Genomic DNA, 21988 nt, shown 5'->3' on the forward strand with positions numbered 1-21988 from the left:
GAGGGTATTACCTCAGGTCACCAGCCTGCGGTCACGAGGTCGCCGCGCAGCTGGTCGCTGCCGGGCACCGGCTCGCCGCGGTCGCTGCCGAGGGCCACGATCTCGTTCTTCTCGTTGACGTGGACGACGTGCGGGGCCAGCTCGCGGGCCTCCTCGCTGGTCATCTGCTGGTAGGCGATCAGGATGACCAGGTCGCCGGGGTGGACCAGGTGCGCGGCCGCGCCGTTGATCCCGAGCACGCCCGAGCCGCGCGGGCCCGCGATCGTGTACGTCTCCAGGCGGGCGCCGTTGGTGATGTCGACGATCGAGACCAGCTCGCCGGGCAGGATGTCGGCGGCGTCGAGGAGGTCCTCGTCGACGGTCACCGAGCCGACGTAGTGCAGGTCGGCCTGGGTCACCACCGCGCGGTGGATCTTGCCGGTCATCATGGTGCGCAGGGCCATGTCAGTTGCTTCCGATCGTGAGGCTCATGTTGTCGATCAAGCGGGTGGTGCCGACGCGGGCGGCGACCAGGATGCGGGCCTCGGTGCCGGACGGCACGTCGTCGGGCAGCTCGCCCAGGTCGGTGGCGGTGATCTCGAGGTAGTCCACGTCGACCGCCTTGGCGCGCCGCAGCTCGGCGCGAGCGGCGTCGAGCGCCGCGTGCGCGCCGGACGCGGCCGCCTCCTGGGCCGCGAAGAGCGCCCGGGAGAGGTGCAGGGCCTCCTCGCGCTGCTCGGCGTCGAGGTAGCGGTTGCGGCTGGAGAGGGCCAGGCCGTCGTGCTCGCGCTGGGTGGGGGCGCCGACGATCTCGATGCCCATGCTGAGGTCGTCGACCATCCGACGGATCAGGGCCAGCTGCTGGTAGTCCTTCTGGCCGAAGACCGCGACGTCCGGGCGGACCAGGCCGAAGAGCTTGGCGACGACGATCAGCATCCCGGCGAAGTGACCGGGCCGGGTGCGACCCTCGAGGATCGCGCCGAGCGGGCCCGGCTCGATCGAGATCTGCGGCTGACCGCCGACGTAGACCTCATCCACCGAGGGGGCGAAGACGATGTCGACGCCCTCCTTCTCGGCGATGACCAGGTCGGCGTCCAGGGTGCGGGGGTAGCGGTCGAGGTCCTCGCCGGCGCCGAACTGCAGCGGGTTGACGAAGATGGAGACGACGACCTTGCCCTCCGCGCCGACGCGCTCGCGCGCGACGGCCATCAAGGAGGCGTGGCCCTCGTGCAGCGCGCCCATCGTCGGGACGAAGCCGACGCGCCGGCCGTCGCGGCGCGCCTCGGCCAGCAGCTCGGCGAGCTCGGCCCGCGTCGACGCCAGGATCGGAGCGGTCACAGGTGGATCTTCTCCGAGGTGCGCGGCGCGTCGTAGCGCGCCAGGATGCGGGCGATCTTGTGGGCACGCATGCCGGTCAGCCGGCCGTCGGCGACGGCACGGTCCAAGGTGGCGTGGGCCAGTGCGAGGTACGAGCCGAGGGTCTGCGGCGCGTTGGCGCTGATGTCGGCCAGGTGGGCCTCGACGGTGCCGGCGTCACCGCGCACGATCGGGCCGGTGAGCGCCGCGTCGCCGTGGTCGAGCGCGTTGTCGAGCGCGGCGGTCAGGAGCGGGCGCAGCGTGCCGGCGGGGTCGACCGCGCCGGCCGCCGACAGGATCTCCATCGCCTCGGTCACGAGCGTGACGAGGTGGTTGGCACCGTGGGCGAGGCCGGCGTGGTAGAGCGTGCGCATCTCCTCGGGCACCCACATCGGGCGACCACCGAGGTCGGCCACGAGCTGCTCGGCGAGCGCCCGGTCGGGGGCGGTCGCGGTCAGGCCGAAGACGATGCCGCCGCCGGCCGAGAGCCGCGGCAGGTCGAGCGCGGTGCCGGTGAAGGTCATCGCGGGGTGCAGCGCGACCGGGTGCACGCCGACCTCGGCGGCCGGCGCGAGGATCGCGAGGCCGTGGCGACCGGAGGTGTGCACGACGTACTGGCCCTCGCGGAGGGCGCCCGCGTCGGCCATGGTCCGCACGACGTTGCCGAGCATGTCGTCGGGGACGGTGAGCAGGAGCAGGTCGCAGGCCTTGGCGACGGCCGTCGGCTTGAGCACCGGCACGTCGGGGAGCAGGGCGGCGATCCGGCCGCGCGAGGCGTCGGACTCACCGGCGACCGCGACGATCTCGTGACCGGCGGTGCGGAGGGCTGCTGCGAGGACGGCTCCGACGCGACCCGCGCCGACGACGCCCACCCGGAGGCGGTTCTGCATGGTGGTGACCTTTCGTTCCAGTCCCTCCGACCACCTCCTCGCGGAGGCCGGTGTGGGTACCAGACGTGTGTTCACTGCTGAGTGACCACCACGCTACGCCGGTCCCTGGCGCGGCGGAACGCGCGCTGCGGTGGTCTCGATCACAGGCGAGCGGGGCGCAGCCGGCGCGCGGCGCGCCGTCCCACCTCGCGCAGGAGGTCGCGACCGCCGGCCTCGCTCACCAGCGGACCGCCGGCCTGCTCGGTGCGCGCCTCGGCGGCGCCCTCGCGCCGCGCGGCGATGCGGCTCTGCTGCAGGAGGTCCTGGTTGATCGCGGTCGCGTCGGCGTACAGCTCGGCGTAGCGGGCACTGCATCGGTCCAGCTCGGCCATCGCCGCCGCGTCGTCCGGGCGCTGCTCCAGGACGACCAGGCCCGCCCAGATCGACTCGGCCAGCTCGACCAATGGCGCGGGCACGCTGAGACCCTCCCAGCTCACGCTGTGGCGGCGCAGCGCGGGCTCGATGAAATCGTCGACCGGGTGGTGCTCCCCCGGCGTCAGGTCGGTGTTGAAGGTGAGCCCGAGCTCCTCGCGCAGGCGCGCGGCGACGGGACGCCAGTCCTCGAGGAGGTCCGTGTACTGCACGAAGACCCGTGCACGGCCGCGCGTCTCCCGCTCGGAGACGAGCTGGCTGTTGATCCAGCGCACGGTGCTGAGGATCTCGTACGCGCGGCGGCGCTCCTCGCTGCTGCCCTCCGCGACGTAGTAGGTGCTGCGGCTGCCGATCGACTCGGCGGGGTGACGCAGCATCGAGAGATAGCGGATGTCGCGGCCGACCTGGGCCGCGGCGTCGCACCACAGCTGCTGCGCCCAGACCGAGCGCGGGTCCTTCACCACGACCTGGTCGTCGGCGGCCCAGCGCTGCAGGCGAGCGACCAGCTGGGCCCGGAGCTCGACCGTGGCGGCCCGCCGCGCGTACGACATCGCCTGCGGCCGCGCGTCGAACTGGTCGATCCCGGCGGCCTCGGCAAGGCGCTTGTGGAAGCGCACCGCCCAGCGCGACTCGAAGAAGCCCTTGGGGTTGGACTCGTTGGCGCCGAAGTGCGGCCCGGGCACCGACAGGCCGAGGTGGTGCAGCGTCCCGGACATCGTGCTGGTGCCGCTGCGGCCGGTGCCGGTGATCAGAACGAGGGTCGCCACGGAGCGTGACCATACCCTCGGTGTGCGAAACTGCCCCGTCGTCCCCGATCCACGAGGAGTGAGATGTCGAAGCTGCGCAACGTGGCCGTCCTGCTGGCCGGAGGTGTCGGCTCGCGCGTCGGTCTCGACCTGCCCAAGCAGCTGATCAAGGTGGCCGGCCTGCCGATCATGGAGCACACGCTCGGCATCCTGGACGCCCACCCCGAGGTCGACGAGATCATCATCATGATGACGCCGGGTCATCTCGACGCGGTCCACACGATGACTCGCGACGGCCGCTATCCGAAGGTCACCAAGATCCTCGAGGGCGCCGCCACCCGCAACGACACCACCCAGAACGCCCTGGCCGCCCTCGGCGCCGGCGACTGCAACGTCCTGCTGCACGACGCGGTGCGCCCGCTGCTCTCCGCGCGGATCATCAGCGACTGCTTCAAGGCGCTGGAGGACTACCGCGCCGTCGACGTCGCCATCCCGAGCGCCGACACCATCATCGAGCTCGCCGACGACAACACCATCTCCAACATCCCGGACCGCTCGCGCCTGCGCCGTGGCCAGACCCCGCAGGCCTTCCTCGCCTCCACGCTGAAGGCGGCGTACGTCGAGGCGAACAAGGACCCCCACTTCACCGCGACCGACGACTGCTCGGTGGTGCTGCGCTACCTGCCCGACGTCAAGATCTGGGTCGTCGCCGGCGACGAGCAGAACATGAAGGTCACCGAGCCGATCGACGTCTATCTGGCCGACAAGCTCTTCCAGCTCAACGCCCACCAGCCGCTGCCGGACAACACCGAGGCCGACTACCGCGCCGCGCTCGAGGGCCGCACGGTCGTCATCTTCGGCGGCTCGTACGGCATCGGCGCCGACGTCGCCTCGCTCGCGGAGGGGTACGGCGCGAACGTGGCGTCGTACTCCCGCTCCTCGACCGGCACCGACGTGGCCCGGCGCGCGGACATCGCCGCGGCGGCCCAGGACGCGATGGAGCGCTTCGGCCGCATCGACTACGTGGTGAACACCGCCGGGATCCTGCCGATCAGCAACCTCGCCGAGACCTCCGAGGAGGAGGTGTGGGCCGCGACCGAGGTCAACTACCTGGCGCCGATCATGATCGCGCAGGAGTTCCACCCGCACCTCAAGGCCACGCAGGGCTCGCTGCTGCTCTACACGTCCTCGTCCTACACCCGCGGACGCAAGGGTTACAGCCTCTACTCCTCGGCGAAGGCGGCCACCGTCAACCTCACGCAGGCGCTGGCCGACGAGTGGGCCGAGGACGGCGTCCGGATCAACGTGATCAACCCCGAGCGCACCTCCACCCCCATGCGGACCAAGGCGTTCGGCGAGGAGCCGGCCGACTCGCTGCTGCAGTCGGAGGCCGTGGCCAGCGCGTCGCTCGACACCCTGATCGGCCGGGGCACCGGCCACGTCGTCGACCTGCGCCGCCTCGACCCGATCGCCGCGGCCCTCGCCAGCGGCCTCGAGTGACGGGACCCGCGAAACAGGTTGGCAACAGGCAACTGCCAGGTTCTTCGATTAGTGTCGGCGCGATGAATACCTCACCCCGGCGATCTCTACGACCGAACCGGTCGCGAGGATCGGCACCGGCCGGCGGTGCCACCGTGGAGACGATCTCCACCCCCGGGGGGTGGGTCGTTCCGCGGGTTCTCTCCTCCGATCCCATCGAGAACCTCCGGCTACGACGCCTGGCGGCCCTCGAGCAGGCTCCGTACCGGGTGCCTGTCGACTACGCGATCGTCGGCGTCCAGAAGGCCGGCACGAGCACTCTCCACTCCCTGCTGTGCGAGCACCCGAACGTCGCGAGCGGGCCCGAGAAGGAGATGCGCGTCTTCATGCTCCCGGACCCGCCGACGTCCCGCGCTCAAGCCGACGACTACGCACGCCCAGCTCGCAGCGCCGAGGTGGTGCGTGCAGGCGACGCGACCCCCACGTACCTCTTCTGGCCGGGCGCACTGGAGCGGCTGCAGGCGTACGACGCCGCCATGCCACTCATCGCGATGTTCCGCGATCCGATCGAGCGGGCCTTCTCCCAATGGGCGATGCAGCGACGTCGCAGCGCCGGCTTCCCCGACCTCGGCGAGACCATCGCGCAGTGGGCCGAGATGCCGCTCCCGACCTCGGTCCCCGAGGGCCTCACGCCCGGACAGCTGCGTCGGCGCTCCCTCTATGTGCGCGGGCTGTACGGCCAGCAGCTCCAGCGCGGGTTCGCCCTCTTCCCTCGCGAGCAATGGCTGCTTCTCGACATCCGCGAGCTCGCAAGCGACCAGAACGCCGTCCTCGACCGGGTGACGGACCATCTCTCGCTGCCCCGGTTCACGACGTACCCGGAGCCACGGCGCCGCGGCCATGTCCCCGAGACGCACCAGGGCCCCGCGCCCACGGTTGCGGATGTGCAGCGCCTCGTCGATCTCTATGCCGAGGATCTCGCGCTCTTCGCCGACCTCTCCGGCCTGGACGTCAGCCGCTGGTCAACGGTCCGGGTGCGGGACGGCCACCTGGCCGCACGCGAGCTCCGGGACACGCTCGCGGGTCGGCTCGGGCTGAGCATCTGAGGAGCGACCCCGCCTCTGCCTAGGAGGACCGAGAGACGACCCTCGGCCCTTCCGGCGCGCTCGGCAACAGTCTCAGGCGCGCCGCAGACGGTCGCGCAGCGTACGACGGGCGGGTGTCTCGGACCCCCCAGGAGCCTGGTTCGGCTGGACGTCCTCGGCCGCATCGGCCGCTGCGGACTTCCTCATCCGGCTGTGCCGCGAGCGCGACATCTCCAACGCCGCCTCGTACGTCTCGTTGTACTCGGCCGACAGTGCGTCGGTCACGCCGTGGTCGGCGGGCTCACCGCTGTCGGCGATCGCCTTCAGGGCGTCGAAGCTGCGGTCGGCCAGGTCACGCATCCACCCCGGCACGACGACGCCGTCCCAGCCGCTAGGCATCCGGCGCAGCGACGGGTCGAGGAACCCATCGACGGGGTGCGGGTGCTCCTCGAGCGACGGCTCGAGGTCGAGGCCGAGCAGACCGTCGACGCGTCGGAACTCTCGGCGCCAGTCACCGAGCAGGTCCGGATAGTGCACGAAGGCACGGTCCGACCCACGGGTGAGACGCTCGGTCATGAGTGCGACGTTGATCCAGCCGGTGACGGCTCGCACGTGCTCGGCGTTGTAATAGGTGCTCCGGCTCGAGGAGACCTCGGACGGGTGGCGCAGCATGATCAAGAACTTGAGATCGAAGTCGAGCTCGGTCGCCAGCTCGGCCCACAGCGGCTGGAACCAGATCATCCGGGGGTCCTTGAGGACGAGACGCTCCCCGGTGGCCAGCTGCTCCTCGACCCAGGCACGCAGCCGCGCCTTGGAGTCGGTCCCCTCCAGTGAGGAGAGCAGGGCGTCCAGGGCCGCAGGGTCCCGGTCGAGCGTCCCGACATTCGCAGCCTTCAGCCGCTGCTTGTCGAACGCGACCAGCCAACGGGGCTCGTAGAAGCCGCGAGGATTCGACTCGCCGGCCTTGATCGCGTCGGGAACGTGGTAGCCGCTGTGCGCCAAAGACCCGCTGACGGCGCTCGTGCCGCTGCGTCCGGGGCCGACGACGAGCAGGACCTGCGGACGCGGGGACATGTCAATAGCGGTCACAGAACGGCGCTCCAGGGGCTCGGTGAGAAGGACGGTGGGCAGGACGTTCCAACGATTCAGTCATCGGAGCTCCGCGACTGCGCTTTGTAGACGCCCATCGCGACGGTGGCCGCGAGCGCGGGCGTGACCTGGGTCGGAGCCCCCTCGGCGGTCCGCAACGCGTCTGCGGCGGGAACCGCGCGCAGGAGGTCGATGTCGCCGATGACCCGGACGCCGCTCGCGAGGACGTTGTCGACGATCTCGTTCGCCAGCGCGCTCACCCGCTCGCTCGCCCCTGACGGGAGCAGCATCTTGCGCTCATCGACGCCGGGGGTGCGGAGTTTGACATAGCGCCAGGCGGCGAGGCGGTCATCCACGGTGAAGCGGCGCGGCTCCTTGCCCGCGGCGCGCCGGCGGGCGTTCTCGTCCTCGAACTCAACGTTGAAGGCGCGGATCGCCTCCGCCTCGTCCCAGGTCAAGGAGCGGTTGGTGACCTCGGCGGCGGGGACGAGCAGGCCGTCGGGCAGGCCCAGCATGGCAGCGAACTCGCGGGTGAGCTGACTCTTGTCCCGGGGGTCCATCGCGATCACCGTGAGGTTCTCGGGGCCGACGATCCCGGCCCAGCGACGCACGAGCTCGTCGTGGCGGTGACGCCGCCAGAACAGGGCTACCGACCGCGGCTCGGGGGCGTGCGTGAGCACTGCCTCGGTCCACTCCTCGAGCGAGAGGGTCGTGCCGGACTGGACGAACTGCTGCCACTGGGAGGGGAACATGCTGGCCAGCGGACGCAGCGTCACGACGACACGGGTGTCGTCACGGCCACCCAGGCTGTCCACGATGCGCTCGGCGACCGCGTCGTCGGCCTCGCACAGGAACTCGCTCGAGATGACCGCCTGGCGGGCGCCGCTGTGGCGCGCCTGCTCGGCGAGCTCGGCCCAGCGTCGCTGTCCCGCCTGCTGGGCCTCACCCGAGCTGCCGACGCCCGTCATGGCCTTGACGGCCTGGGTCGGCTGCAGCCGCGCGCCGATGTAGTGGATGCCGTGCTCGGCCAGCGCCTCGCGGTTGCGGTGGAAGGCCGACTGCACCGTGGTGGTGCCGGTCTTGAAGGGTCCGATGTGGATCAGACGCCCCGGGAGCGGGGTCGGATCCGCGGTGCGAGCCGCAGAACGATCGAACATCTTCTTGAATGCCACGGCCGCGATCCTACCGTCCGGCCTCGGTGCCGACGGCCGGTGCGTCGCCCCGCGGAACCATCACCTGATCGACGAAACGAGCGGCGGCGTGACCGTCCTCGAGGTCCAGGTAGTCCTGCCGGAAGCGCTCGTACGCCTCCGCGTACCGGCCCCGCACACCCTCCAGGTCGAGGAGCGCGTCGACGACCTCGTCGGTGGTGTCCAGCAGCGGTCCCGGGGCGGTCGGCTCGAAGTCGAACAGCCAGCCACGGGTGTCGCGGTAGCGCTGGACGTCGGGGACGTGGAAGAGCATCGGCTTGCCGGTCACCCCGAAGTCGAAGCGCAGCGAGGAGTAGTCCACGATCGCCGCGTCGGCGGCCAGGTAGAGGTCCGCGACCTCCGGGTAGTCCGTGACGTCGACGACGCCCTCGACACGGGTGCGCTGGTTGACCCGGGCGTTGAACGCGTGGCCCCGCACGAGCAGGACGAACTCGTCACCGAGCCGCTCGTGGGCGCGGGCGAAGTCGAAGAAGTCGACCATCGCCGCCCGCATGTCGTCGGGCGAGAGGTAGTCGCGGAACGTCGGCGCGTACAGCACCGCCGTCTGGTCCGCACGGATCCCGAGGCTCGCGCGCACCTCGGCGCGCAGCGCTCCGGCCTCCTCCGAGAGGAGGACGTCGTTGCGCGGGTAGCCGATCGGGAGCATCGACCCCTCGGGCGCACCGAACTCGCGGGCCAGGAGCGGGGTCGCGTACGTGGCCGGCGAGACGACGTAGTCCCACTCCGAGGCGCGGCGGCCGTACGAGACGACCAGGTCGGGGTCGAAGCCCTGGTGCGCCCAGTGGCTGCGCCCCATCTGCTTGAACGGGTAGCCGTGGAACGTCTCGACGATCACCTGACCGGCCTGCTTGTGCAGGTAGTCGGGCTGGAACATGTTGTCGACGTAGTAGGTGACCGAGCGCAGCAGGTCGTACCACTCCGGGGTGTTGACCACGACCGGGATGCCGCCCTCGGGGACGGCGATCGAGTGGTCCTGGACCGCCCAGTAGCACGGGATGTCGGCGCCGCGGCGCTTCAGCTCGGCCTGGATGGCGAGGCCGTTGTCGGTGGCCTTCTCGCCGAAGTAGCTGCGGAAGAGGATGCCGGGCTGCAGCGGAGGGGCCGCGGCGGCCTGGAGCTGCGCCTGCCGGAAGCGGCCGGCGGCCGCCCCGATCGGACGCACCAACGTGATGCGGACGTCCGCCTTCGGGCCACGCAGCACACGACCCTCGAGGCGCTCGGTGTCGATGGCGACGGGGAGGCTGTCCGACAGCACGGGAGCGACCCGCAGGACCGTCTCCACCGGGTCGGGGCGACCGGCGACCTGGAGCCGGGCGACGACGTCGTGGTCGCCGTGCGGCAGCGGGAGCTGCCCGAAGCGGTAGACGGGGCGGCGTAGCGGCAGGTGGGCGACGAAGCGGCCGTCCGCGTCGGGGACGACCGGAGCGGCGGTGGCGCTGGTGGCCCGATGGCGGGTCACCAGGGTCAGGCTCTCGATCGCGCCGAGGACGCGTCCCTCGACGATGAGCTCGTCACCGTCGTCGGTCGTCGCCACGGTGACCTTGTCGGCGGTCGCACCCGCGGGCCAGTCGTGGACGATCGGCTCGTCGCGGTGGTCGCCGTCGATCAGCAGGTCGCGCGAGCCGATGGACTCCCGGACGTGGATCGGGACGACCCGGTCGGCCAGGTCGCGCCCCGTGAGGTGCCAGCCGACCGGCGTCAGGGAGTCGTCGTGCGCCGGGAGCTCGAGGGAGAAGGCGCCGTTCGCGACCCTGGCGGCCACGTGGGTGCGGCGGTGACCGGCGACGACGCGGGCGTAGCGCTCGGCACCGGCGCCCACCAGCCGGCCGCTGATCGTACGGCCGGCGATCGCGAGGTCCGCGACCTCGACCGCGCCGTCGATGAGGCGCAGGATGACCGGCTCCTGCAGCGACCAGTCGACGAAGACACGACGCTGGTCGGCGAGACGGCCCGCGCGCAGGCCGCCCGGCTGACCGGCCCGCGCCATCTGGCTGATCGCACCGGTGACGGTGAAGCCGGCGCAGGTCACCCGCAACAGCAGGTGCAGCGGCGCGTCGCCGTACTGCTTGACGAGCTCCTCGACCGGGACCTCGGCGGCGAAGGTGCCGAGCCGTGAGTCGTTGGTGGCGTCCTCGGTGGGCTGGGCGAACCGCGGCGGCGCGTCGGGACCCTGCGCGAGCGCCGGGTAGACGTGCTCGGCGCCGCCCTCGCCGTCGATGCCGCCGCCCGCACGGACGACGACCTCGACGGTCTGCGGGTGCTCCGTGAGGTCGATCTTGCCGAGGTAGGCCCAGCCGGTGAGGCGGGCGGTCAGACCGCCCTCGCGCTGGGTCCAGCTCAGCTCCTCGACCATGTGGCGCAGCTTCAGCTGCTCGCGCCGGATCAGGAAGAGCTCGTCGGGCAGGCGCGGGTCGCCGTAGACCGGATACTTGAGAAGGACGCCGTCAGGGCGGACCTCGCTCGGGGTGCTGTCGGCGGACATCGAGGCGTCCTCGGCCATCTTCGCCATCGCCCGGACGTCGTCGCGACGGTCCTGCCGGGTCAGCTCGAGCACGACGCGGCGCAGCGGCATCGCCTTGTCCCAGACGGACTGGTGGGCGTCGCGGGTGAGCTCGACGACGACGTCGCGGATCTTGGCCCAGTACGCGTCGTCCTCGATGCCGGGCGACATGAGGTACCAGTGGAAGTGGGCGTCGAACAGCGTCTGCAGCCACGCGTCGTACAGGTCCTCGCGGCCCTCGGCACGCAGCGCCTCGTCGGTGAGCCGGAAGGCGGTGATGCGGGCGTCGAGGTCCTTCATGGAGGCGGTCTGCTGGCTGATCGAGGAGGCGTCCTCGCGCTGGCGGTAGCGGTAGACGACCTCGGGGACCACATCGATCTTCGGCGCCCGGCAGAGCATCTGGGTGACGATCGGCTGGTCCTCGTAGGAGCCCTCGCGGAACCACAGCCCCTGCTTGTCCCAGAAGCGGCGCTCGTAGAGCTTGTTCCAGGTGTAGAGGTTGCGCAGGATCGCCGGGAACTCGGTGACGTTGGTGGCCAGGCGGCGGGTCGACTGCACGTCGTTGACCCAGATCGGGCGCCAGTCGCGCTCCTCGTCGAAGCGGCGCACCGAGCCGGCGACGATCTGCGAGCCGGTCTCGCGGGCGCTGCCGACCAGGATCGCCAGGGCGTGCATCGGCAGGACGTCGTCGGAGTCGACGAACGTCAGGTAGCGCCCGCGCGCGGCCTTCACCCCGGTGTTGCGGGCGGCGCCGAGGCCGCCGTTGGGGCGGGTGACGAGGCGTACGCGCGGGTCCTTGGCGACGTACTGCTCCGCGATGGCGCGCGAGCCGTCCGTGGACCCGTCGTCGACCAGGACGAGCTCGAAGTGGACGAAGCTCTGCTCCAGGATCGACTCGATGCAGGCCCCGATGTAGGCCTCGACGCCGTAGAACGGGACGATCACGCTGACGGTCGGCGGCCAGACCTTGCGGCCGGCCTCGCTGTCGCGGAACTTCCGGGCGGCCCGACGGGCGACGCCCCGCATCCGGGTGACGATCTCAGCCACGCTCACTCCTCACGACCACCCGCGACAGGTTAGTGGAGACTCAGCGAGGGGCGAGATTCCACCGCCCGGCCAGCTCGTCGACCACCCGAGCGGCCGCGCGGTCGTCGCGATGCGGATGGAACCGGTCGTTGAAGGCGGCGACGTCGGCGGCGGTCCGGGAGCGGAGCCCGGTCGCACCGTCCAGGTCGCGCAGCTGCTCGACCACCTCGGCGGTGGTGGCGACCAGCGGCCCCGGAGCGGTCTCGACGAAGGGGTAGAGGAAGCCGCGCTTGCTGCTTCCGTACGACTCGAGGTCGGGCACCAGGAAGACCTGCGGGACCTCGGCGAAGGCCAGGTCGAAGCGGATCGAGGAGTAGTCGACGACCGCCGCGTCGGCGGCCAGGATCAGGTCGTTGACCTCGGGATGGTCGGTGACGTCGATGATCCGGGCGCCGCGGGCACTCACCTGGGGCAGCCGGTGGAAGCGGTGGCCGCGCAGCATCAGGACGTAGCCCGGGCCCAGGTCGCGGGCGGCCGCGGCGACGTCGAGGTGCAGCGCCGCCTCCGCGGAGCGCCAGTCGGTGGCGAGGTCGTCGCGCCACGTCGGCGCGTAGAGAACGGCCCTCTGCTCGGGCGCGATCCCGAGGCCGGTCCGTAGGCGGGTCCGGGTGGCGGACGCGTCGGGGGCGACCAGGGCGTCGTCGCGGGGGTAGCCGACGCTGAGGATCGGCCCGTCGTACGCGTACTGCTCGCGGTAGTGCGCCGCCATCTCCTCGGTGGGCGTGAGGATCAGGCTCCAGGTCTCGCGGGCCCGGTCGGTCTCCCAGGCGATCCGGCGATCGCCGTACCCCTTGGCGCGCCACATCATCCGACCCATCGCCTTGGACGGATAGCCGTGGAACGTCTGGAGCAGCAGCTGTCCCTCGCGACGGACGAACCAGCGATCGGGGTCGGCGTTCACGCACAGGTAATGGGCAGTGGCCATCGTGCGGTGCCACGCTCGCGAGCCGATCACGACCCCCTCTGCGCCCTCCGGCAGGGGTACGTCGGGCCCTGCGACGCCCCAGACGAGCCGCAGGTGCGGGAAGCGGCGGCGCAGCTCGACGTGCAGGGCGCGCTGGGAGTCGGTGGCGTGGTGGCCGCCGTAGGACTGCAGATAGAACAGGTGCGGCTCGATCGGCTCGCTGGTGCGGCGCGCCGCCTCCTGAAGTGCTCGCTGGTGGTACGGGCCGGCCTCGTCGTCGGCGAGCGGACCGGGGTTGGCCGGCAGCGGGCGGTCCGGGCCCCCGAGGTCGAGCACCAGCTCGCCCTGACGGGTGACGCCCTGCGTGGTGAGCACGACCTGGACGCCGACCCGGTCGGTCGATCCGGCCGGCGCGTCGAAGGAGAGCGTGAAGGCGCCGTGTGCGACGTCGTGGCAGGGACGGCGGTCGCCGTGGTTGGCGCTCGGGTCGTGCCGCTGAGCGATGGAGACGGGCGGAGTGAGGGTGAGGTGCGGCGCGGACGGCAGGCCGAGGTGGTCGATCCAGCCGACGACCTCGGCGGTGACGCGCCCCGACGGCGTCCGGGTGAGCGCGCGTACCTCCAGCCGCAACGGCGTCTCGGCCTCGCTCATGGTGAGCAGGTCGGCGGGGACGTCGGGCGGGACCGGGAGCTCGGCCACCACCTCGCCGTCGACCACGCGGGTGGGCTGGTCGGCGCCCTCGAAGGTGCGGGCGAGGACGAGGTCGGCCAGGTCGTCGCGGCGGTCCTCGGTGGCGAGCCACAGCTTGACCCTGGCCTCGGCGCCGATCGCCGCCGGCAGCGGCGCCGCGGAGAGCTCCGCGATGACCCGGCGCAGCAGCGCCCACTGCTCGGGCGTCGCGCGCTCGGCGTCGTCGAGGAAGGTCTGGAGATGCGTGTCGAGCAGGGCCCAGCGCCGCCAGCCGGACGCCTCCTGCGCGCTCTCGGCGAGGGCGGCCAGGAGCTGCTGCTCACCGGCCCACCACTCCTCGAGGACGGCGAGGCTGTGCGGGCGTGCCCCGAAGACGACGTCGTCGCGGCGCCCGGCTCGCAGGTAGGTGACGTCGGGCAGGAGGTCGAACGTGCCCGCCAGGCCGGCCAGCGGGCCGGCGGGCCGCCAGGCCCGGCGGGCGTAGAGCCGCGCGCCCGGCGTCAGGTCGGCGACCGCCTCCGGCGCGGCGGCGAGGGTCGTCGCGAGCCGCTCGGTCCGGTGCGCGACGCCGTACGCGGTGGTGGCGACGGCGTAGCCCTGCCGCGGGACCGCGACCCGGCCGACGGCGGCGTCGCTGCCGGAGCGCTCCGCAGCGCCGACCAGCGTGGCCAGCGCGTCGCGTGGCAGCAGGTCCCCGGCCGCAGGGGCGATGACGTAGCGGGCCGGGCCGAGGCTCGCGCCGGCCAGCGCGGCGGTCGCGTCGGCGGCGTCGTCCCCCATCACCCGGATCCGCCAGTCCTCGCCGGCGTGCCGCTCGGCGATCGCGCGTACGGCCTCGGAGCGGCCCCACGGCGCGACCACGATGTCGAGGTTGTGGTGGGTCTGAGCGCGCAGGCTGTCGAGCAGCGGCCCGATGCGCCTGGTCTCCTGGTCGCTCGCGGCGACCACGACCGTGACCCGCGGGCCCCGGAAGCGGCGGCGGAGCGGACGCGTCGCCCGTCCCACGATCCGCCGCATGCCCGCAGACTACCGAGAGCGACCCACGGCCCTAGGATCTGCTCTGATGAGCGCCACCTGGGAACGTCTCCGTCGGCGGCTGCGCCGACCCGTCGTGTCGCTGGTCGTGCCCGTCTACAACGTCGAGCCCTATCTCGCGGAGTGCCTCGACAGCCTGCTGGAGCAGACCCTCCCCGACCTCGAGGTGATCGCGGTCGACGACGGCTCCACCGACGGCTCCCCGGCGATCCTGCGCGCGTACGCCGCCCGCGACCGGCGGGTGCGGGTGATCACCCAGGGCAACGCCGGGCAGGGCGCCGCCCGCAACGCCGGCGTCGAGGCGGCCCGCGGCGAGTTCCTGATGTTCGTCGACAGCGACGACATGGTGCCGCGAGGCGCGCTCGCCGCCATGGTGGCGACGCTGCGGAGCACGGGATCGGACTTCGTCGTCGGAGCGGCGCAGCGCTTCAGCCATCGCCGCAACCTCGAGGTGGCCTGGGGTGACACGGTGCACGACCGCGACCGCCTCGCGACCACGCTCGACGAGTTCCCCGACGCGATGCTCGACATCATCGCCTGCAACCGGCTGTTCCGCACCGAGTTCTGGCGCCGGAGCGTGCCCCCGTTCGAGGCCGGCATCGCGTACGAGGACCACGTGCCGATGCTGGCCTCCTCGGTGCTCGCCACCCGCTTCGACGTGCTCGCCCGGGTGGTCTACCGCTGGCGGATCCGTACGGACGGCAGCTCGACCAGCCAGCAGAAGGCGCAGCTGCGCAACCTCGAGGACCGGATCGCGGTCAAGGAGCAGGCCCATCGGCTGCTGCAGGAGCACGCCTCGCCGCTGGTCTTCGACGCGTGGGTCGCGCGCACCATCGACATCGACTTCCAGCAGTACCTGCGCTTCGCTCTCAGCGCCGACGACGTCTACCGCGAGCGCCTGCAGTCCGCGCTCCGGACCGTCTTCGAGCGCGCCACCGACCGGGCCCTGGACCGGATGCGCTTCGCACCGAAGGTGCGCGCCTGGCTCGGCGCCCAGGGCGACTGGGCCGCCGTCGAGCGGGCCGACGCGTGGTTCCGCGCGCACGGCTCGCTGCCGCCGAGCCGGGTCGCCGGCGACCGGATGCTCGCGACCTTCTCCCCGCTGCCCGACTTCCTGGCCTCCGTACCTGCCTCGATGCTCACCCTGTCCGCGAGCGAGACGCCGCTCGTGGCGACGCTGCGCAGCGCCCGCTGGGCGGGGTCCCGCCTCACGCTCGAGGGGTACGTCGTGGTGCGCGGGCTGGACGCCGGCGAGCGCACCCCCGACGTCGCGGCCTGGCTCGTCGCGTCCGACGCCCCGGAGACCCGGGTGCCGGTCCCGCTGAGCCTCGCCGCCGACGACAGGGTCGACGCGTGGGCCGACGACGCCGCGATCAGCTACCGGCACGGCCGGTTCTCCGTGGAGGTCGACGTCGCGCGCCTGCCCGGGACGGGCGAGCGCACCTGGCACCTGAGGCTGCGCGCGAGCGAGGACGGGCTGGTCCGCGAGGGCGGTGTGCACCGGGTGCTCGACGGCTCGGCCGTCGCCCAGGTCCCCGGGATCGTCGCGACGCCGAACGGCCCTGGGATCCGGGTCCCCGCCGCGACGAGCTCCGAGGAGGAGCCCGCTGCCCAGCGGATCGGGGTGCATGGGGTCGACCTGGACGGGCGGCGACTCATCCTGAGCGTGGACGCCGTCGGCTTCTCCCGCGACGAGCTACGGGGCGCGGTGCTGCAGGGCGACGCGGCCGTGATCCCGCTCGCCGCTTTCGAGGAGGGGCGTCTCACCTTCGAGCTGGCGGTGGAGCGCTGGGGTCTGGCGGCGACGGCCGCCCCGCGCGGCGGTTACCGGCTCACCGTCGGCGGCGTGATGGCCCGCCCCGTCGGTCCGCTGCCGCCCCAGCTGCCCTACGTCCAGGTCGACGACCACGTACGCGTCACCGCGCGGATGCGCGCCAACGGCACGTTGGGGCTGCAGGTCGCGGCGCCGCTGAGCGACGCGGAGCGCTCCGCGGCCGGACAGCTGCGGCTGCGCACGCGGACCCACGCCCAGCCGGATCCGGGCCTCGTCCTCCTCCAGTGCGGGTCGGGCGACCGGCTCGACGGCGACCCGCTCGCTCTCGACGCCGCGCTGGCGCGGCTGCGCCCCGACCTGCGCCGGGTGTGGGGGATGCGCTCCGGCGAGGCCGTCCCGGCCGGTGCGGAGGCCGCCGTGGTGGGCAGCGAGCGCTGGCACCGCCTGCTGCGGAGCGCCACGACGATCATCTCCGACGGCGAGATCGGCGAATGGTTCGAGCCTGCCGGCTTCCAGCGCTGGGTGGTCACGGGACAGGGCCACCCGGCCAAGTCCATGGCCGCCGACGCCCGGACGGGACGCCACCGCGCCTGGACCCACCTCCTGGCCGCGTCACCGGACGCCGAGCGGCTCTACCGGGCCGATCTGGGCTTCACCGCACCGGTCCTCACCCTCGGTCAGCCGCGCACCGACCTGTTGCTCACCCCGGATGCCGACGCTGTCCGCGCCGGGGTCCGCGCGCGGCTCGGGATCGACCCCGACACCACCGCGGTGCTGTATGCGCCGACCTATCGCGACGCGCAGGTCGGCCGGATCCGCTCGGCGCCGCTGCCCCGCGACCTCGATCTGGCCGCGATCGACGCGCTGCCGGGCACCTCGGTCCTGCTGCGTGCGCACCCGTACGACGCGCCCGACGCGGCGGCCTGGGCCCGGGCGTCGGGCGTACCGGACCTGACCGACTACCCGCGTCAGGCCGACCTCCTGCTCGCGGCCGACGTGGCGATCCTCGATCACTCCGCGCTCCGCTTCGACTGGGCACTGACCGGCAAGCCCACGATCTGCTTCCTCCCAGATCGGGAGGCCTACGAGTCGCTCCGCCCCCCGCTGATCCCGTACGAGGAGACCGCGCCGGGCCCGATCGTCACCCGCAGCGACGAGGTGGTCGCGCTGCTCAGCGACCTGCCGGCCCTGCGGGCCGCATCGGCGCCGTTCGCCCGGGCCGTCCGAGCGCGGTTCGCGGCGCTCGACGACGGGTCGGTGGCCGAGCGGGTCGTCGTCGCGCTGTTCTGATCCGCATGGCAGGATCGTCGTCGCCGCGCGACCGCACGCACGTACCGCTGAGAGGCAAGCAGAGATGATTGGTGAGTCGGAGAACCGCCCCTGGGGTAGCTGGCGCGTCCTCGACGAGGGCGAGGGCTACAAGGTCAAGCAGATCGAGGTCCTCCCCCACTCCCGCCTCTCGTACCAGACCCACGCCCACCGCTCCGAGCACTGGGTCGTGGTCTCCGGGACGGCCACCTCGATCATCGACGGCGAGACGGTCGTCACCGGCCCCGGCGAGTACGTCGACGTCGCCGTCGGGGTCCCGCACCGCATCGTCAACGCCACCGACCTGCCCCTGATCATCATCGAGGTGCAGCGCGGCTCCTACACCGGCGAGGACGACATCGTGCGCCTCGAGGATGACTTCGGCCGCAACTAGCGCGAACCGCGGTCAGTCGTCGGCGCGGAAGAAGAGCGGGCTCAGCCACCACGGTGGCCGGTGGTCGTTGAGCGGGGTGTCCACGAGTGCGGCGGGGAAGCGGACGAGGACCTGACCCTGCGGGCCGAGGAGGACCGAGGCGTGGGGTGCCCGGTGCCGCGCGTAGCGGACCAGCGGCGCGCAGTCGGTGCACACGCCCGAGACCTCGATGCCGGTGCGCTGCTGGAGACCGTTGCCGAACTGCTGCGCGGTCTGCAGATCCACGCTGTTCTCGGCGTACGTGGTCCGGGGCACCAGCACGATCGGCCGCTGTCCACGCTCGGAGAGCGTGACCGCCCGCGCCCGGATGTGATCCATCGCCGACTCGAACCGCTGGTGCGCCCGCACCTGGGTCGCGGCGTAGAGCGCCCCCAGGCAGCGAAGGCGATCAGCGCCAGGCCCGCGATCAGCCTGGTGGACCGTGGCCCGGTCCGCAGCGTCCAGGCGATCGCGATCACCCCGAACGGCCACGTCCAGCTGACCGACCGGATCGGCAGCCCGACCCCGTTGACCACCGTGGTGGCACCGCTGAGACCCCACGCGAGGACGAACGCGGCAGCCAGGACCAGCCAGCGTCGGTCCGCGCCCGCGCGCGGGGCGAGCACGACACACACCGCCACGGCCAGCAGGGGCAGGACCGTGAACCGCGCGACCTGAAGGTTGTCGTGGAGGACCATCACCAGGTTGTGCGCCAGCGATCGTGGTCCGTGCACGGGATGGGGCGCACGCCAGGCCTGGATCTCCATCCCGAAGACCCCGAACCGGATGTCGTTGAGGACGTAGACCAGCAGGATCGCACCCACGTAGCCGGCCGCGAGGGTCCCACCCACGAGCGCCAGCCGTCGCCACGAGGCCTCCCGGTGGAGCACGGCGAGGAGCGGAAGCAGGAGCAGCGCGAACGGCGGGTAGCCGAGGGCGAGGGCGAGCACCGCGACACCGAGCAGCGCCAGGTGCAGGCGCGGACGACTCCTGGTGGCGGTCAGCGCGATGCCGGCGGCCGCCAGGACGAGCATCGCCAGCATCAGCGTCGCCGGCCAGTACGAGATCTGGGTGATCATCGGCGAGGCGAAGACGGCCACGGCGATCGGGACCGCCCACCAGTCCCGCGCGAGCAGCCGCGTCAGGGTCGCGGTGGCGAGCGACCACCCGAGCCAGAAGCCGAGCGTGACCACGTGCGATCCCAGGTGCTGGGAGCCGAGGCGCCACCACCAGTAGTTCAGCCAGCGACCCTCGTGCAGCACCCGGGAGGCGTGGTCGAGCACGAAGGGGCTGCCGTCGGGCAGCAGCATGTCCCAGTCGTCGTGCTCGAGCACCGGATGCAGCACGGTCACCCAGGTCAGCGTGACGGTGATCGCCACCAGGACGCCGACGGCGGTCGGGACCAGCCGCGCCGCCCGGATGCGGGCGAGCATCAGGCGAGGTCCGCCGTGCTCCTCGTACGCGGGGCGACGGAGTCGACGATCGCCTGGTAGACCCGCTCGCAGCACTGCCCGTCGCGGACGGGGAAGGCCGCCGAGACCCGGCTGGCGTACGGCTCCTGCGGCGCGCGGCCGGCGTCGAGGGTCCCGCCGATCTCCTTGAGGGTCTGCTCGACCGTGTCGGTCACCGGGCCGAACCCGTCACGCCGGTAGTCGAAGTAGCCGCTCTGGCCGACGTGGCCGCCACCGAAGAAGCGCTCGGTGTCGAACTGGAAGTAGACGACCGGACGGTCGATGTAGGCGGCGTTGAACGCCACCGACGAGTAGTCGGTGACCATCACGGCAGCGCGGGCGAAGATCTTGCGGACGTCGTTGCCCTCGTAGGTGAGCGGCTCGACCCACTCCGGCAGGTCGAGGCCCGGCAGCGCGGCCTGGAGATTGGGGTGCGGCAGGAAGCCGACCGTGAGGCCGTGCCGGTCGGCGATCGCCTTGAGCTCCGGCGAGCGCAGCACGCCCATCCACTCGGTGATGAACTCGGACTCGAAGAACTCCTTGCCCGGCGCGGCCCGCTTCTGGGAGTTGGGCTCGACGAACTCGGTGGTCAGCCAGCTGCGCCAGGTCGGCACCAGCAGGATCAGGTCGCGCTTCTCCGGCGGCACCGCCAGACCCTCCGCGCGCAGCCGGTCGAAACGCGGCAGGCCCGTGAGCACGACTTCCTTCGGCGTGTAGCGGTAGTGGTTGTGCTCGCCGGCGATCGAGTCGTACTCGGCGCGGGTGCTGGTGACGAAGACGTCGATCGGCTTGCTGTTCAGCCAGCCCGAGAGGTCGTCCTTGATGACCCCGTGCTGGAGGAAGGCGAAGCGCCAGTTCATCGCCTCGGGGAAGGTCAGCCCGTACGGACGCACGGTCGGGATGTCGGCGTGCGAGGAGATCAGCTGGGCCGCGTTGACCATCAGCGAGCGCCACTCGTCGGAGCCGTGGGCCACCAGCCGCTTGACGCCGGCCCGCTTGAGCCGGTTCCAGTCCGCGGTGCCCTCCTGGACCACGAACCAGGCGTTGACCTCGGGGTGGTGCTCGCGGACGTGGTGGAAGAGGTGCTCGGCGCTGTCGTCGGCGTCGTGGATGCGGTCCATGAAGACCCACGCGTCGCGGTAGCGCCGCAGCGAGCGCCGGGTGGAGGCGCGGCGCAGGATCTCGAGCTGCTCGGGCGAGGGCACGCGCTGGTCGCCGCGCCACGCCCGCGCCACCGTGTACGACGCCAGCGCCGTCGGGGCCGGCGGCTCGCTGCGCGCGTCGAGCGCGACGTCCTCGCCGTTGAGAGTGAGGTGGATCGTGCCGTCGAAGGGCACCCAGACGATCCGCTGCCGCACCGGGATCCGGTCGAAGAGCACGACGTCGCGCACGGTCCCGTACCGGGCGGCGACGGGCTTGCCCCCGACCTCGATCAGCTCGTCGGGCCGCTCGCCGGTGTAGTAGTAGGACAGCTGCGCCAGGCCCTGCTTGTCGTCGATCCCGATGATCCCGACCGGCTCCTGGTGCCAGTCGGTCTCGTCGTACCCGTGCTGCAGGATGACGCGGGTCTCGCGGTCGAGCGGGCGGGCGTTGAAGGTCGCCAGCACCTTCGGGTCGATGTGGCTCATGATCTCGCGGACGAGCGCATGGAACTCGTCCGCGACCGCGCCGCGGGCCGCGGTGGCGTCGCCGCGCATCACCCCGGAGCTGATGTACCAGGAGAGCTCGTAGGTGAGATAGCTCTGGAGCCAGCGCGGGACCGCGCCGTACTTCTCCACCGCGCGCCGGATGACGTCGAGGTAGCCGTGCCGCGGGACGTCGGTGAAGCGCCGGACGTCCTGCATGCTGTTCTGCAAGGTCGAGCTGCCGTCACTGCGGCGGCGGTAGTTGTACCGGGCGGTGCGCACGAAGCCGACCACCGGGTCGTCGCACGCCAGCAGGTACCGGACGCAGAAGTGGCCGTCCTCGAAGTTGGGTCGCACCCGGTCGTCGAAGCGCAGCTGGAGCGCCTCGAGGCGCTCGCGGCGGAACAGGGCGCTGGGGGCCGACCCGGCGAAGTAGTCCGGGTGGGCGTCGAGACGCCGGGCCACGTTGCCGTCGCGGAAGTGGCTGCGCAGGGGGTGCGAGTTCGTGTAGCGCCCGCTCTTCTCGTCGTGCACCATCAGCCGGCTCGCGACCATGTCGGTCTCGGGGTGCGCGTCGAGGAACCTGGCCACCATCGTGAAGTAGCGCGGCCCGAGGGTGTCGTCGGGGTCGGTGAACGTCACCCAGTCGCCGGTCGCATGCGTCATGCCGAGGTTGCGCGCGCTGCCCTGACCGCCGTTCTCCTTGGTCACCACGACGATGTCGAGCTTGCTCTCGCGCTGCCAGCGCTGGAGACGCTCAAGACTCTCGTCGGTCGAGCCGTCGTCGACCGCGACGACCTGGATCAGGTGCCGCGGGTAGGTCTGCTCCTCGATGGAGGTGATGAAGTCGTCGAGGTAGCGGGCGACGTTGTAGACAGCCGAGACGATCGTGAACGTCGGCTTGGGGGCCGCTGCCTCACGGGGCGTGGTCGCGTCATCAGCCGAGTGCATCGGGCG

The 21988-nt window shown here is 72.1% G+C and carries 14 protein-coding genes; 4 read left to right on the top strand and 10 right to left on the bottom strand.

Annotated elements, in window-relative coordinates:
• Positions 1 to 17: 17 nt before the first annotated feature.
• The 4 genes from panD to KSO98_RS01845 all read right to left on the bottom strand — a co-directional run bounded on the left by panD (position 18) and on the right by KSO98_RS01845 (position 3403).
• On the bottom strand, positions 18 to 443 hold the full coding sequence (panD, locus tag KSO98_RS01830) for an aspartate 1-decarboxylase (RefSeq protein ID WP_225283104.1): 426 nt from the start codon (positions 441 to 443) through the stop codon (positions 18 to 20).
• Position 444: 1 nt separating this feature from the next.
• A complete protein-coding gene (gene panC, locus KSO98_RS01835; protein ID WP_225283105.1) occupies positions 445 to 1317 on the bottom strand; it encodes a pantoate--beta-alanine ligase in 873 nt (290 codons plus the stop codon).
• Positions 1314 to 2225, bottom strand: coding sequence for a Rossmann-like and DUF2520 domain-containing protein (locus KSO98_RS01840; RefSeq protein WP_225283106.1), 912 nt, complete (start codon positions 2223 to 2225; stop codon positions 1314 to 1316). Before KSO98_RS01840 ends, panC begins: the two co-directional genes overlap by 4 nt.
• Positions 2226 to 2365: 140 nt before the next feature.
• The gene (locus KSO98_RS01845; RefSeq protein WP_225283107.1) at positions 2366 to 3403 is read right to left on the bottom strand and encodes a sulfotransferase family protein; all 1038 of its coding nucleotides are present in this window, start codon (positions 3401 to 3403) and stop codon (positions 2366 to 2368) included.
• A 63-nt stretch (positions 3404 to 3466) separates the two neighbouring features.
• Between KSO98_RS01845 and KSO98_RS01850 the strand changes: the two genes are divergently transcribed.
• Together KSO98_RS01850 and KSO98_RS01855 are read left to right on the top strand one after the other, a co-directional pair.
• Positions 3467 to 4882, top strand: a complete 1416-nt coding sequence (locus KSO98_RS01850) for a bifunctional cytidylyltransferase/SDR family oxidoreductase (RefSeq protein WP_225283108.1) — start codon at positions 3467 to 3469, stop codon at positions 4880 to 4882.
• A gap of 248 nt (positions 4883 to 5130) precedes the next feature.
• Positions 5131 to 5967: a sulfotransferase family protein gene (locus KSO98_RS01855; RefSeq protein WP_225283109.1), complete on the top strand. Its 837-nt coding sequence runs from the start codon at positions 5131 to 5133 to the stop codon at positions 5965 to 5967.
• Between the two features lie 72 nt (positions 5968 to 6039).
• On the opposite strand, the gene KSO98_RS01860 is transcribed toward KSO98_RS01855, so the two are convergent.
• The 4 genes from KSO98_RS01860 to KSO98_RS01875 all read right to left on the bottom strand — a co-directional run bounded on the left by KSO98_RS01860 (position 6040) and on the right by KSO98_RS01875 (position 14443).
• Entirely contained in the window at positions 6040 to 7020 is a 981-nt protein-coding gene (locus tag KSO98_RS01860; RefSeq protein WP_225283110.1) for a sulfotransferase family protein, read from the bottom strand.
• A 71-nt stretch (positions 7021 to 7091) separates the two neighbouring features.
• Positions 7092 to 8207 (bottom strand): hypothetical protein, encoded by a 1116-nt coding sequence (locus KSO98_RS01865; RefSeq protein WP_225283111.1) that lies wholly within the window; start codon positions 8205 to 8207, stop codon positions 7092 to 7094.
• A 10-nt stretch (positions 8208 to 8217) separates the two neighbouring features.
• On the bottom strand, positions 8218 to 11793 hold the full coding sequence (locus KSO98_RS01870; protein WP_225283112.1) for a bifunctional glycosyltransferase/CDP-glycerol:glycerophosphate glycerophosphotransferase: 3576 nt from the start codon (positions 11791 to 11793) through the stop codon (positions 8218 to 8220).
• Positions 11794 to 11833: 40 nt separating this feature from the next.
• Entirely contained in the window at positions 11834 to 14443 is a 2610-nt protein-coding gene (locus tag KSO98_RS01875; protein WP_225283113.1) for a bifunctional glycosyltransferase/CDP-glycerol:glycerophosphate glycerophosphotransferase, read from the bottom strand.
• 46 nt (positions 14444 to 14489) lie between these two features.
• On the opposite strand from KSO98_RS01875, the gene KSO98_RS01880 reads away from it, so the two are divergent.
• Together KSO98_RS01880 and KSO98_RS01885 are read left to right on the top strand one after the other, a co-directional pair.
• A complete protein-coding gene (locus KSO98_RS01880) occupies positions 14490 to 17525 on the top strand; it encodes a bifunctional glycosyltransferase/CDP-glycerol:glycerophosphate glycerophosphotransferase (RefSeq protein ID WP_225283115.1) in 3036 nt (1011 codons plus the stop codon).
• A gap of 64 nt (positions 17526 to 17589) precedes the next feature.
• Entirely contained in the window at positions 17590 to 17937 is a 348-nt protein-coding gene (locus tag KSO98_RS01885; protein WP_372457756.1) for a phosphomannose isomerase type II C-terminal cupin domain, read from the top strand.
• 41 nt (positions 17938 to 17978) lie between these two features.
• Here the strand turns inward: KSO98_RS01885 and KSO98_RS01890 are convergent, their stop codons facing one another.
• Together KSO98_RS01890 and KSO98_RS01895 are read right to left on the bottom strand one after the other, a co-directional pair.
• Positions 17979 to 19388, bottom strand: coding sequence for a hypothetical protein (locus tag KSO98_RS01890; protein WP_225283116.1), 1410 nt, complete (start codon positions 19386 to 19388; stop codon positions 17979 to 17981).
• Positions 19388 to 21982: a bifunctional glycosyltransferase/CDP-glycerol:glycerophosphate glycerophosphotransferase gene (locus KSO98_RS01895; protein ID WP_225283117.1), complete on the bottom strand. Its 2595-nt coding sequence runs from the start codon at positions 21980 to 21982 to the stop codon at positions 19388 to 19390. The genes KSO98_RS01890 and KSO98_RS01895 overlap by 1 nt, the downstream gene beginning before the upstream one ends.
• Positions 21983 to 21988 lie beyond the last annotated feature (6 nt).

The organism is Nocardioides nematodiphilus (assembly GCF_020216525.1).
GTDB lineage: Bacteria > Actinomycetota > Actinomycetes > Propionibacteriales > Nocardioidaceae > Nocardioides > Nocardioides nematodiphilus.

Coding starts and splice junctions, on each gene's coding strand:
- KSO98_RS01880 (WP_225283115.1), top strand. CDS start 14,490: ATGAGCGCCACCTGGGAACGTCTCCGTCGGCGGCTGCGCCGACCCGTC.
- KSO98_RS01895 (WP_225283117.1), bottom strand. CDS start 21,982: ATGCACTCGGCTGATGACGCGACCACGCCCCGTGAGGCAGCGGCCCCC.
- KSO98_RS01890 (WP_225283116.1), bottom strand. CDS start 19,388: ATGCTCGCCCGCATCCGGGCGGCGCGGCTGGTCCCGACCGCCGTCGGC.
- KSO98_RS01885 (WP_372457756.1), top strand. CDS start 17,590: ATGATTGGTGAGTCGGAGAACCGCCCCTGGGGTAGCTGGCGCGTCCTC.
- KSO98_RS01860 (WP_225283110.1), bottom strand. CDS start 7,020: ATGTCCCCGCGTCCGCAGGTCCTGCTCGTCGTCGGCCCCGGACGCAGC.
- KSO98_RS01875 (WP_225283113.1), bottom strand. CDS start 14,443: ATGCGGCGGATCGTGGGACGGGCGACGCGTCCGCTCCGCCGCCGCTTC.
- panD (WP_225283104.1), bottom strand. CDS start 443: ATGGCCCTGCGCACCATGATGACCGGCAAGATCCACCGCGCGGTGGTG.
- KSO98_RS01840 (WP_225283106.1), bottom strand. CDS start 2,225: ATGCAGAACCGCCTCCGGGTGGGCGTCGTCGGCGCGGGTCGCGTCGGA.
- KSO98_RS01850 (WP_225283108.1), top strand. CDS start 3,467: ATGTCGAAGCTGCGCAACGTGGCCGTCCTGCTGGCCGGAGGTGTCGGC.